The organism is Denitrovibrio acetiphilus DSM 12809 (assembly GCF_000025725.1).
GTDB lineage: Bacteria > Chrysiogenota > Deferribacteres > Deferribacterales > Geovibrionaceae > Denitrovibrio > Denitrovibrio acetiphilus.
Genome location: NC_013943.1, coordinates 1,683,756 through 1,697,094 on the forward strand (window position 1 = coordinate 1,683,756; position 13,339 = coordinate 1,697,094).

Below are 13,339 nucleotides of genomic sequence, written 5' to 3' on the forward strand. Positions count from 1 at the left end.
TTATCTCTTCAGGTTACTTTGTTCAAAAACAGTATCAGGTATCTCTTCGTTATATCTGATACCACTCCTTTCAAGATATGTCTGAGTCTCTTCTCTTGGTGTTTCCATCAAAACTTTTGTATAAGTAGTAATGCCGCTGATAGTTTCGAAGCCTCCGTATGTAGCTTCTTTCAGCAGTCTGCCTCCTTTGTCATAGTATTCTGTTTTCAACTGCTGGAATATCTCTGGGTGCACCCACACAACTCTTCTGCTGTAGCTGGTATCATTTTTCTTAACAGGCTCGCTTTCCACAACATAACAGCTGACTCCGGCAAAATCTTTTCGTCCCAACAGCTTATGCACGTCATCATCAACTTCACGCTTCTGTATATCTTCATTAGCAAAGTCAGAACGCATAAAAGCACCTTTTTTACCTCCGCCAGATATCCTGCGAACGAGACTTTCCGCAGGGAGATACATCCACATGTCATCTTCTCGCTCTATATCTTCGTAACTCCATGTAAGGTACATTGTGTTCCGTACATCCGCCGGCTGTTCAAATTTAATAAGTGTTTTTTCATCTGCGCCATATTTTTTCCTGTGATTGATCATCTTGCGTATAAGCTGCTGCTTCCCTCTTTTTATAACCATGGCAATGTCCATTACAGATGTTTCTGAAGCATCGTTATCATCAACCTTCAGCATTATATCCCGCCCTGTAATATCCTCTGCCATCAGCGGAAGAGCGGACATCACCAAAAGTATTATTAAAAGTTTTTTCATTCGTTTATCTCCTCTTTTTACCCATAGGTTTCAGTATCATTATAAGAGCTGGTGCAAGGAAGAAATCGGCTATCAATGCCCAACTGAACGCCCAGCCCATCATAAAGCCATTCTTCACATATCCTGTCAGCTGAGAAAGCATGAAAGGAGCGAATCCTAAAGCAAGCACCATCGTTGAAAACACTATCGGTCTGCCTACTGTCATATATGTCTTTTTCAGGGCATCTTCATAGCCGCTACCCATATCAAATTCACGTTTAAAACGGGTAAAAAAATGTATGGTATCATCAACCGCAACACCTATTATCACAGGAGCAAAGCTCATGAGTATTACATCAACATAAGCACCTGCAAGCCCCAACAGACCAAGGGATATCATTACCGGAAACACATTAGGTACAAGGCTGATAATCCCAAGCAGAGGTGAACGCATCAGCAGAAGCATTATGATGCCCACTGCTATCATCGCAGCGATAAAACTGTTCCTTTGCCCCTCACCCAGAATATCGTTCAGACGAATGTACCTGTACATACTCCCGGAGGTCAGTACACTTACTTCATCTCCGAAAATCTCTTCCGCTCTCATTTCTGCATATTCTTTTATCTTTTTAAGCTCGTAGGTTGAAAGGGATTTTGTTTTGACAGTGACTCTTGCTTTATCTGATAAAAACGTGACCATTTTATCCATCTCATCTCCACCTGATGTTTCATACATAAACAGGTACTGAGATACTGCGGAATCTGCACCTGGGATCTCATAATAGTCCATATTGTTATTGTGAAGAGCCTTGCGCATTTTCTTGATCACACTGGTAATACTGGAGACTTTTGTAACGTCCCCGTATGACTCAACATCCATATGAAATCTGTCCAGCTTCTTCATAAAATCGGATGTTTTTATACCGTTATCACGACCGGTATCCAGCATAAACTCTAGTGAGAGAACACCGCCCATGTTAGCATCTATATAGTCCAGGCTGTCACGAAACGGATTGCCCTGCTTGATAAGCTTCATTGTGTTTGATTCGACTTTAACAAGAGTCAGACCATACACAGACATACCTACCAGAAAAACAAACACAACAACAATCTTCCATGGATGCCCCGTTGTTATTTTGAATATGCGGTAAAGTATTTTGTCAAAGATATCGTTCCGGTGCTCCGTTCCCCCTCCTGTGACGATGCCTTCTCTGCCGAATGAAAATATCGAAGGAACCAGCATAACAGTTGCCACCATTGCAAAAAAGACACCAAGGGCAACATAAAGCCCCATCTCTCTGAAAGGCTGAACATGGGTTGTCAGAAATGACAGGAAACCAACCATTGTCGTAATTGTCGTGAGCAGTATTGCCCTTCCTGTTATGCCTAAACCTCTCTTCAGGCTTTCACGTCTGCCAAACCCGCTATCTGTGTAATCATGAAATGCAGAGATATAGTGCATAGAGTCAGCTATGCCGACGCATATCAGTATTGTGGGCAATGCCATTGTCAGAAAATTCACCTTGAACCCCATCAGGGGTATCGCACCCATTGTCCAGAACACCGGCAGGACAACAACGACCAGAGGGAGGATAACACCTCTGAACCCTCTGCCGACCCATGCCAATAAAGCAAACATTACTATCACGGTCATCATAAAAAACTTTTTGCCGTCCTGAGCAACAAGCTTGTCGTACTTATAAGACATAGCCGGACCGCCAGCCGCCAAAATATCAAGATCAGCATATCTGTCCGACTCCAACAGCTGATAAAGGGGCTCTGCCACTGAATATCTTGGGTTTCTGTCTTCACTGTCCAGCCCATAGTGGTAAAGCTCTATATGCATCGCAAGAAGGTTTTTACCCCTGTTCAGAAAAGCATTAACGTAGGACGGCTCGGTAAGAGCCATGTCGAGAAACGCGTTAATCCTATCCTGAGAATCTGGGATTGGATCCATGAAACCACCGACATCCAGACCTTCTGAAGTTGATTCTATCCATTCAACATTCCCAAGCCATGTTACCTTTTTAACATAAGGGACTTCAGTCTCGATTTCATACATCAAATCCTGATATTTCCTAAGCATCTCAGGGGTAAATCTGCCGTTAGCATCAGCCTTAAGGAAAAGACTGAGGAACTCATCGTTACCAAATGCCTCCTCGAACTGCTCCATAATGACAACGGATTCATCACCTTCTACAAACCAGATATCTGAGGAATTATCAAAAGTCAGATTTTTCATACCAGACACGAATAATAGGGTTATAAATACAACTGCTGCCAGTACAAACCAGCGAAATCTTACAACCAGTCCCGCAAGACCGCTGAACCACTCAGAAATTTTTATATAGTTCAGTTTCATAGAGAAACTCCTTATTCATTGCTGTTTAACTATTTAGAACTTTTAATGAAAGGTTTCTGCCCGATAATGGATAATAAATACCCGTTTTTTGTAATCAGTGACGTTATCTATTCTATTTTTGCTTGCCAAACCCTCTGTCAGTCAATATAATGATACTGAAAATCATTATCGAACAATCAGACTATTTATCTGACGCTTTGTAATTAAGTGCCTTTGAGCGTCGCAAAGCAAAGCCAAAACTGTACTTTCAAAAACGGAGATGAGTCATGAGCAAACCAAAAGCTCCAATCAGAATGTCTATGGATAAAGACTTTGCAACATATAAAATTAAGAATAGCGACGGATCTTATACCGAGACAACCATAGGATGCCCGAAACAGGAAATGGATGTTATGAGCCGCTACACAGAAAGCATTGAAATACAAACAGGGCTTGTCCTAAACATAATTGATATCCCCGCCGATGTCGAACTCAGCACCGAATTTGAATATCTGGAGAGCCCCTTATATATTGGATGTTCATTACAGTGTGATTATGAAATGGATTTTTTCAAAGATGGAGAACTCCTGCGGAAGGAATACACCAAGGGAGCAAAATTCTTCATCTCCAAAACATCCAACATCAGCGGACATGTTATAAAAAAGTCAACAACAAATGTTCAGGGGCTCAGCCTGTCATTTGACAACCGTTTAGCAAAATTGCTTTTCGGCAGCAGCCTGCTCTACCTTAAGGATAAATATAGACCTTACTTCGAACAGAACTCTGATTTCCTTCTGGATATAACAGAAGTGTCACCTCTTTTGAAAGCTGTGGCAAAATCTATTATATTTTGCCAGTATTCCGAGCCCCGCAGAAGCTTATTTATTAAAGCAAAGGCTTACGAGATTTTAAACTATGCGTTCTCTGAGCACCTTATGGCAAACATCTCATCAAACAAATCTGTCTTACAGCCGAATGAAATAAAAAAAATGATGGATATCCGGCAGTATATCTCCAGCCACATAGAAACTCCGCCAAGTCTGCATGAATTATCACGCTTTTCCGGAATCAACGACTTTAAGCTCAAAGCTGGTTTTAAAGAGATGTTCGGCACAACAATATATGGCTATATACAGTCTGAAAAAATGTCAAAAGCAAAACAGATGCTTGAAACAGGTAATTACAGTGTCAGCGAGGTTGCATGGGACATAGGCTATACAAACGTAAGTCATTTTATCACTGCATTTAAAAAGAATTACAAAGTAACACCGGGACAACTGCTCTCGCATATCAAAAGCAATATCACACAATTTAAAACGATACAGTAAACTTAACCTGTACTCTGCGACTCTAAAATAAGGCTTTTCATGTTATTCTTATATTTTAGGATCCCCTCTGGAATAGTAGCCTCTTTTACGTTATAAAAAAGTAACTGCTGAAAAGGCTTAAGGGGGCTTAATTGCCATATCAATACCATTTAGACTTTTCAGAAATGAATAAGGTGACATATGCAAACAAAAGAGCGCAAAAAACTCTGTATCGCAATGATGGGCTTACCCGCCAGAGGCAAATCCACCCACGCCAAGAAAATCCTTGAGAATCTCTCTAAAGAAAACCTTAATGTCAGAATTTTCAACAACGGTGACTTGCGGCGTAAGTATATAAAGGAAAATACAGCTTCTTTTGAGTTCTATAATCCGGATAACCATAAGGCAGTTAAGATCAGAGAAAATATTGCTTTAGTAAATATCCGTGACGCCAGAGATTTTCTTAACGGCATAGGGCATATAGCTATTATTGACGCTGCTAATGTCACGAGCAACAGAAGGCAGACTATCATTGAGGAAATGTCCGACTACAACATTCTTTTTATTGAGTGTGTTAACGAACAGGAAGACTTTCTGAAAATCTGCATCGACACCAAAACAGAACTTCTGGAATTCAGCCATTTACCCAAAGAAGAAGCTACACAAAACTTTCTGAAACGTATCGAATATTATAAGTCCAGATATGATAATCTCACCGATGAGCCCAATTATATTGTAATCGATTCACTTAACAACAAAATTATCAGAGAAAAAGATGCGGGCATCCCCTATTATCACCTTATCAGAGACATTCTGGTTTCAGGCTGGATCCATAATCTTTATCTGGTTCGTCACGGGCAAACTTATTTCAACCTTGATAACCGCATCGGTGGTGATTCAGAGCTCACTGAACGTGGGATAAGACAAGGTGCGGATCTTGCAAAACATTTCAGAAACACTGATATCCACTATATTTTTACCAGCACTAAAAAGCGGACAATGGCGATTGCCTATGAGATAAAAAAGGAAATTCCGGATGTTGAAATCGTCCCGTTTGAAGAGTTTGACGAAATTAATACAGGTGATTGTGACTCCATAACTTATGACGAACTCAGATTGAATTTTCCTGAACTGTATGAAGCCAGATCAAAAGATAAATATAACTTCACCTACCCTAATGGTGAAAGTTACAGAACAATGAGGGAGAGGGTTCAGTTTGGGCTTAAAAAAGCACTGTTTCTCAGTGGCGGTGCAGAGAATATTGTAATTATAGGTCATCGCGGCGTTAACCGGATTATCCTATCTCTGTTCGAGTTCAGAGATGTGGAGGATGTTCCATATATCTATATCCCGCAGGATAAATATTTCCAGATCACAGCAACACAATATAAAAAGCTGATCGAAATGAAGAAATTTACTGAATTCGATTAATACTTCTGTAAATTGCCATGTGCCCTAACGAAAAAAGGGCATCAATCGATGAAGATTAATGCCCATTCTGTATCGGGATGCCCCATACCTTGCAAGGCATAAGCAGTATGCATGAGCCTGTCATATTAACTGTGTAAAGTCGTAATTCTGTCTTCATAGTTGATATATAGCTGTGAGTATATTACACCCCAATCCCTGATTGGCATAGTCCATTTCTTTTCGATACCTAAAATAGCTAAATATAAGAGCTTTACAAGGGAGTCTTCCGTCGGGAAGGCTCCCTTTCCTTTAGTCGATTTCCTGATGGCAGAATGGAAGCTCTCAACCGGATTCGTGGTATAAATCAGTTTCCTGAGCTCCTTGGAATATTTGAAATACGTAGAAAGCTCAGTCCAGTTGTTCCGCCATGATTTCGAGATGTTAGGATATTTGCTGTCCCACTTCTCAGCAAAGGCATCCAGCTCAGCTCTGGCTTGTTCCTCGGTCGCTGCGGCATAGATTTTCTTGAGGTCAGCAGCCACAGTCTTACGCTCCTTCCAGGGCACAAAGCGGAGAGAGTTGCGTATCTGATGGACTACGCATTTCTGAATCTCAGACTGTGGAAAAGCGGCTGTTATAGCTTCTGAGATGCCCTTGAGGTTGTCTACGGCAAAGATAAGAATATCCTGTACTCCACGGTTCTTTAGCTCGTTCATAACTGTCAGCCAGTATTTAGCGGATTCTGTCTCGGCAAGATATAGCCCCAGACAGGATTTATGACCTTCCATGCTGATGCCGATCACAAAGTAGATAGTGACGTTGCGAACAGCTCCGTCCACACGCATCTTTAAAACCATGCCGTCCATAAAGACGATGGCGTATATCTCTTCCAAGGCTCTGTTCTGCCATTCTTTAGCCTGTGGGAGAATCTTGTCTGTAATAACGCTGACTGTCTCCGGCGATAGCTCATGACCGTAGATATCAAAGATGTGCTCTTTGATGTCACGGTTACTCATACCCTTGGCATACATGGAAATTACTTTAGCTTCAATGCCTGATATATCTGTCTGGCGTTTCTTGACTATTTCAGGCGAAAAGGTTGATAGGCGATCACGGGGTACTTCGAGTTCCATTTCGCCCATTTGTGATTGTACTTTCTTGGAAGAACGACCGTTACGGCTGTTGCCGTCACTTACGTTCGGTTCATGTTTCTTATAGCCTAAATGGGCTTCAAGCTCACCTTCGTAGAGCGTTTCTATGACTTCTTTCATCATGTCACGCATAAACACCTGAAGGTCTTCTGTGGTTTTTACATCGCTTTCAGCAAGCAGTTCTTTCAGTTTGTCCTTGTCTAATTTCATCATAAACCTCGCATGTTAGTTTAACACATACGACGTTTACACACTTTTATTTACACGCTCGTATGCCATGAAGTCAGACTTTATGTTCCTGACATATCTGAATGAACCGTTTTGCCAGATTCAAAATATTTTAAAAACAATTGAATTGCACAAATTGAGGTATTAAACATTTATGCAGATTCTTCTCGCCATTTATAATACACTTTTAATTTCTTAGTAAGCACATGTTGATAAGGTAACAATTCTTTCTTTTGTAACCTTCCCAAGACTATTCCTGGAGCAACACCAACTTTGCTGGCAAAATCAACGATACTCTTTTGATCAAATCTACCTACATATTCAAATCTATCCCAATTTGATTTTGATATTAAAGTATTTGAAGCAAAATCATCTGCTTCTTGTTCTTTGACTACATCGCGACTATTTTTATCTTCGATAAAAGTATCTTTTTTGCCATGTAATAAAATATGACCAAACTCATGGAAGAAAGAAAACCAAAAATGATCATTGGTTTTATGTCTTAAGCTTAACAACAACATAACCTTATCTGAATTAAGCCATTTCGTTGCTCCAGAAGCGGTGCATCCTTGAATAGAAGGAATCAAAACTACAGCTATACCGACAGAACAACAAAGCTCAAGAAGTTTAGGAATAAATATTTCTGGATTTGGTTCCATCGTTAGCTTTTTAATTTCAGGAATAATATTCTTTGCTTTTTGCTTATCGAATAGTTCGCAAGCAATATTCTCTGCTTGTATAATACCTTGTCTAAGCCACATAGAAGCCGCAAAAGGATTGTTCTCATAGGCAGGACTCTTCCTGTACGCAACAGAAGGGTTCAACCACATTTCTTTCCATTGCTCAACAGAAGAGACCTTAAAGTATTTTAAAAAGTTATCATAAAGTTCATAAGGATCTCTTGTTTTAAAGGGAACCACGAAATTGAACTTGAACGCTTTAGCAAAAGGAAATTGTTTTAAAAATTGAAATTGTTTTTCAGCTTCATGTCTCTTTTTTGCCTCTGAAATATAATCCATATAACGATTAGACTTATCCATCCAGAAATTAGCAGACAATCCGAATATTGGCTCAAATTTATCAGCAGTTTCTCTACTTGGCAAAGCCTTCCCTTTTACAATCTCATTAATTGCTTTTGGAGAAAGCCCTGTTCTTAGTGCAAGCTCCTTTTGAGACATTTCTCTCTCATCCAAAAGTTCAGCAAGTGTCTCTCCTGGGTGAGGTAAATAGTCTGGATAATACTTATTTCTTGTTTTTGCCATCATGGGTATCTTTCACTCCTTGTATCTCAACGATTGTGATGCTGGAGTATACAAACCCTCCATCCTCTTTTCTCTCATACGGTTCGCTAGGCTTATATAAAAGACGACTAGGATGTTCTAAATCTATCGAAAACTGCCCCTTTTTATCTCCAGTCAAGGGATGATGTCTTCCTGGCAGATCCCTAACTTCATCCATACTTTCTACAGATCTCATATCGTCCAATCTACGATTTATAAGCTTTGCGTTCTTATCCCCATACTTCTTGACGAGTTTTTTGAAATTATTACACTCATCCTCCAATTTCTTGGTCTTATACTCGATATCCAAATCGACCTCCTAATTTACTATCAACGTCAAGAAGTTAAACTCAATATACATCATATTCGGCCATAACTCAAGTTTTAATTAACCTTAGAGGTTAATTAAAATAATTTTATCGATTTTGGTTTTACAAAATTGTTAGAGATAAAATTTATTCTGATTGAAACATTATGGATTCTACATAAGAAAATACTAAAAACTGTGACAAATAAAAAAGCCAGCCTATAAGTGACTGGTTTAAAAGGATTTAAAAACAGGAATGACTGGATTGAAGCCGAAACAAGTTCGCCTAATCTCGCCATGTGCCTTAACGAAAAAAAGGGCATCAATCGATGAAGATTAATGCCCATTCTGTATCGGGATGACTGGATTTGAACCAGCGACCTCTCGCACCCCAAGCGAACACGCTACCAAGCTGCGCTACACCCCGAAATATCCATCTGATGCGGAATAACGTTATAACAAAGACTTCCGGCAAAATCAATAATTTTCTAACTCTAAAAATAACTCAACACTACTTATTTGCTGCCGTAAAGAACAGCCGGTATGATATTGTAAAGTTATTACCAGAAAGCGAAACGGATATTTATACTAAAGTTATCAACGTTAATACCGCCTCAGACTGTCTGCTCCGGAATCATGCCACGACACTTTGATGTACAACTTCACTTAAATAAAGTTAATAGATAAAAAAAGGCGGAAGCTATTGCCCCCGCCTTTTAGCAGATATAGGTAGTTGGTTTGGTATGCTTATTTTGCAGGTTTTTCAGTTGGGACTGGTTTCTCTACTGGCTTATCAGTAGTTGTAGTATCTGTCTGTGCTGTATTTGGAGCGACAGTAGTTTTATCTGTCATTTCCCCTGCCATAGCAGAAACAGATGCGAGTACGAACATTCCAGCCATTGCGATAGTCATAATTTTTCTCATGAATTACTCCTGTGTTTTTTCTTAAATTTATATAAAGCACAAGCTGTGCCAAAACATTAAAAAACTATAAGATACTGATAAATAACATTTCATCAAAAAACACAGCTATTCATGCAAAACATCAAACTGCATGGATTTCCATACAAATAAAACCAATTCTTTTATTATAAACGACTTAAACTGTATGAAATTTCCTGCACCCATAAACAATTGATGAGTCAGAGAAATAATCTTAAATTTCAGCATTTATTTATGCTGTTGGCTGTTGTATAGAACTGCTTAAAATGCTAAACTTCTTTCATGAAACGGACTGGAGTTTTCGGAAGACTTATAGTTGCAAATCTTATTTTACTGATTTTTCTTTCTATCTTCATAACCTATATCTTTAACAAAACTCAGAAACTCAACTCTCTGCTGCGCCAGATAACTTCTATAGAACTCCCCATAATAGAAAATACCGATAAACTCAGGAATACAGTATCAGGGCTGGCAGGGTTCAGAGAAAAGTACCTGATATCTATGGACAGCGACTTTCTCAGCAGATACACAGACTACACAGAGGCATCCGACAGACTCGTTAACGATATCAGAACACTGATAAATGATAACACTAAACTAAAAGCCTTTGAGAGTCTCCAGACTGCTTACACTGAATACATTACTGACAGCGAATTCTATCTTCTGAACAGGAGCAAGGAGACTATTCAGCCGGATATACAGCCTGTTGCCGACGCCATCGCAGGGCTCAGGGACATTGCAATGAAAGAGAGGAGCAACAGCCTGAAAATCTCAGGAATACTATCTGAACAGGTGAAGGTTGCGGCATTCATATTTATATTCTCAGGCTTCATATTAATTGTGCTTCTCGCTTTTCTGAATACCAGAAATATTGTTATTCCGATAAAGAAACTCAGGGGGAACACGCACCTTGTAGCAAAAGGGAGCTACCCCGACAATATAAACTCTGATGGTCCATACGAAATAAGCCAGCTCGCAGAGGACTTCAGCGTAATGGTGCACAGACTGAAGGAAAACGATGAACTACGGTCAGAATTCATCGGAAACGTATCACATGAACTGCGCACACCACTGACATCTATCCGTGAAGCTTCCGAAATGCTGAAAGAAGAGTATTTCAGAGGCGATAAAGAAACGTCAAACAATCTACTGAATATCATAAGCAGCGAAAGCGACAGAATGATAAATTCTGTCAACAACATACTTGAGATAACAAGACTTGACATGGCAAAAGAGTACTATGACTTTGAACAGACAGACATAGGAAAAATAGCTCATTCAGCAATAGAAAAAACTGCTCCTATAGCCGAGAGAAGGAATATAACTGTAACGTCACTCATAAGCAAAGGTGAAGTCCAAGCGCTTGTGGACGTTGAAAAGATAGCTGTAGTTTTTGTAAATCTTCTGGGCAATGCACTTAAATACTCAGACCAAAACACACATGTGACCATCTCTGCTGATAGATGCGGCGAATTCCTGTGTGTCTGTGTAAAAGACGAAGGGATAGGGATATCTCAGGATGAACTTTCAAAAATATTCGAGCGCTACAGGCTTGGAAGCAACAGATCTACTGAATACAAAGGCACAGGGCTGGGACTTGCTATATGCAAAAAAATAATAGAAAGACACGGAGGAGAGATATGGGCAGAAAGCTCCAAAGGGGAAGGAACCCGATTCTACTTTACTCTGCGCTATGCCTGATATTTTTATCCGGCGGGTGCGCACTGCTTCCGGACAAATCAGACAAAATATTCAGAACCTACATGAACAGAGGAAATTACAAACAGGCATATGCTACCCTCGAACAATCTCATAAACAGCAGGAGGACAAACGGATGTTCGGATATATCCTTTTGTTTGCAGACCCCCAAAGCCCGTACTTCAGCAAAGAGAAAGCAATCTTTACCTCAGACAGGCTTTTAGAAAAATATCCCGAAAGTGCTTTTGCCGTATATGCTGAAAAGATAAAAAGGCTTGTGGAACGCATAATATGCTCTGAAATGCTGAATGCAGAACTAAGTGAAAAGCTGGAAGAATCTGCGGATATGCTTAAAAATCAGAATGAAATACGTGAATATATGGAAACCCACGAAGAGCTGAACAAAAAACTAATTGCAGAGAATAAAGAACTTTATAGAAAAAACAGACTCCTTAATAAAGAAAACAATGAAATCAAAAGACAGCTTGAAATGATGAAAGAAGTCGATCTCAACGCTGATGATAACATAATTAGGTAACCTAAATGACAAAAGTCTTATTAGTAGATGACGACAACAGCCTTCTGGAAATTTTGCGGCTCAGGTTTCAAAGTTGCGGATACACCCCGTTTGCAGCAGACAACAGCCAAAAAGCTGTTTCACTGATAAAGAGTGATGTTTTTGATGCGGCAGTTTTCGACATGAGGCTTGACGACGGCAAAACCGGACTGGAGCTTCTGCGGGAGATAAAAGAGATCGACAGCGAACTGCCCGTAATATTTCTAACCGCCTACGGAACCATAGACGACGCTGTACAGAGCATGAAAGAAGGCGCATTCAGCTATCTGACAAAACCGTTCGACTATAAAGAACTTATTGCTAAGGTTGAAAAAGCAGTTCAGCAGTGCAGTTTCTCAAGACAGCTACTCCGCATTAACGCAGAAGAGAGCGACTCCCCTATTTCTAAAACTATCATAGGCAAATCTTCGAAAACGAAAATGATCAGAGAAAGAATAGCTATCGCCGCAAAAAGTGACGCAAATGTTTTTATTTACGGAGAGAGCGGCACAGGGAAAGAGCTGGTGGCAAGGATGCTGCATCAGTCAAGCCTTCGCAGTGACAAACCATTCGTAGCGTTTAACTCCTCTGCCATACCTGAAACACTTATGGAAAGTGAACTATTCGGTTACGAGAAGGGTGCATTCACAGGAGCGGATAAAAAGAAAAAAGGATTCTTTGAACAGGCACAGGGCGGAACAGTCTTCATAGACGAAATATCTGAAATGCCTGTTTCCATGCAGACCAAACTTCTGCGGGTTCTTGAAAACAGAGAAGTATCGCCACTTGGCAGTGAAAAGACTATCAAGCTTGATATCAGGCTTGTCACAGCGTCAAACAAAAACCTGAAAGACAAGATAGAGAATGACGAGTTCCGGGCAGACCTGTTTTACCGTATACATGTTATAGAGATAGAGGTTCCCGCCCTCCGAGACAGAAGGGAAGATATCCCTTTGCTCTGCGGTCACTTTCTTAAAAAATACACTGACAGATACTCTCTCGGCACAAAATCCTTTTCCGGAGATGCCATAGATAAAATGGTAAACTATGACTGGCCGGGAAACATACGTGAGCTTCAGAATGTAATAGAATGCGCAGTGGTGCTTACGTCTGTCGGTACAATCAAAGGTGACAATATCAAGCTTGCTCATGAATCTGAAACCTATACTCAGGTTTACAGAGAGGCTAAAAAAGAATTTGAAGCATCCTTTCTAAAACAGCTGATGGAAAGAGCAGAAGGCAACATAAGCAAAGCATCAAGGATATCAGACATATACAGAGCTGACCTATATGACCTTCTCAAAAAACACTCCATTGACCCTGCTGACTTCAGATAGCTGATGCTATAAAGATAAAGGGGAGCGAACAGCCCCCCTG

Annotated in this window: 11 protein-coding genes and 1 tRNA gene; 5 read left to right on the top strand and 7 right to left on the bottom strand. The window is 40.2% G+C overall.

The genetic code is table 11. From position 1 onward, the window contains the following. Complete coding sequence (locus tag DACET_RS08095) at positions 1-762, bottom strand: outer membrane lipoprotein-sorting protein (RefSeq protein WP_013010894.1); 762 nt, start codon at positions 760-762, stop codon at positions 1-3. A 4-nt stretch (positions 763-766) separates the two neighbouring features. After that, complete coding sequence (locus tag DACET_RS08100) at positions 767-3,103, bottom strand: efflux RND transporter permease subunit (RefSeq protein ID WP_013010895.1); 2,337 nt, start codon at positions 3,101-3,103, stop codon at positions 767-769. Positions 3,104-3,369: 266 nt separating this feature from the next. Between DACET_RS08100 and DACET_RS08105 the strand changes: the two genes are divergently transcribed. After that, a complete protein-coding gene (locus DACET_RS08105) occupies positions 3,370-4,410 on the top strand; it encodes a helix-turn-helix transcriptional regulator (protein ID WP_013010896.1) in 1,041 nt (346 codons plus the stop codon). Positions 4,411-4,590: 180 nt separating this feature from the next. Continuing rightward, positions 4,591-5,820: a bifunctional nucleoside/nucleotide kinase/histidine phosphatase family protein gene (locus DACET_RS08110; protein WP_013010897.1), complete on the top strand. Its 1,230-nt coding sequence runs from the start codon at positions 4,591-4,593 to the stop codon at positions 5,818-5,820. Between the two features lie 125 nt (positions 5,821-5,945). Here DACET_RS08110 and DACET_RS08115 read toward each other — a convergent pair whose 3' ends face one another. From DACET_RS08115 to DACET_RS16285, 5 genes are all read right to left on the bottom strand, one after another. Continuing rightward, the gene (locus DACET_RS08115) at positions 5,946-7,160 is read right to left on the bottom strand and encodes an IS256 family transposase (protein WP_013009968.1); all 1,215 of its coding nucleotides are present in this window, start codon (positions 7,158-7,160) and stop codon (positions 5,946-5,948) included. Positions 7,161-7,330: 170 nt separating this feature from the next. Next, complete coding sequence (locus DACET_RS08120; RefSeq protein WP_013010898.1) at positions 7,331-8,443, bottom strand: helix-turn-helix domain-containing protein; 1,113 nt, start codon at positions 8,441-8,443, stop codon at positions 7,331-7,333. Next, positions 8,421-8,768 (bottom strand): type II toxin-antitoxin system RelE/ParE family toxin, encoded by a 348-nt coding sequence (locus tag DACET_RS08125; RefSeq protein ID WP_013010899.1) that lies wholly within the window; start codon positions 8,766-8,768, stop codon positions 8,421-8,423. Before DACET_RS08125 ends, DACET_RS08120 begins: the two co-directional genes overlap by 23 nt. Before the next feature lie 350 nt (positions 8,769-9,118). Next, positions 9,119-9,192: transfer RNA gene (locus DACET_RS08130), tRNA-Pro, on the bottom strand. A gap of 320 nt (positions 9,193-9,512) precedes the next feature. Next, a complete protein-coding gene (locus tag DACET_RS16285; protein ID WP_013010900.1) occupies positions 9,513-9,689 on the bottom strand; it encodes a hypothetical protein in 177 nt (58 codons plus the stop codon). 300 nt (positions 9,690-9,989) lie between these two features. Here DACET_RS16285 and DACET_RS08135 point away from each other — a divergent pair, with 300 nt between their 5' ends. The 3 genes from DACET_RS08135 to DACET_RS08145 are packed head-to-tail and all read left to right on the top strand — an operon-like array spanning position 9,990 to position 13,299. After that, positions 9,990-11,408 (top strand): ATP-binding protein, encoded by a 1,419-nt coding sequence (locus DACET_RS08135; protein WP_013010901.1) that lies wholly within the window; start codon positions 9,990-9,992, stop codon positions 11,406-11,408. Continuing rightward, positions 11,348-11,944, top strand: a complete 597-nt coding sequence (locus DACET_RS08140; protein WP_013010902.1) for a hypothetical protein — start codon at positions 11,348-11,350, stop codon at positions 11,942-11,944. The genes DACET_RS08135 and DACET_RS08140 overlap by 61 nt, the downstream gene beginning before the upstream one ends. Before the next feature lie 5 nt (positions 11,945-11,949). Further along, positions 11,950-13,299, top strand: coding sequence for a sigma-54-dependent transcriptional regulator (locus DACET_RS08145; protein WP_013010903.1), 1,350 nt, complete (start codon positions 11,950-11,952; stop codon positions 13,297-13,299). Positions 13,300-13,339 lie beyond the last annotated feature (40 nt).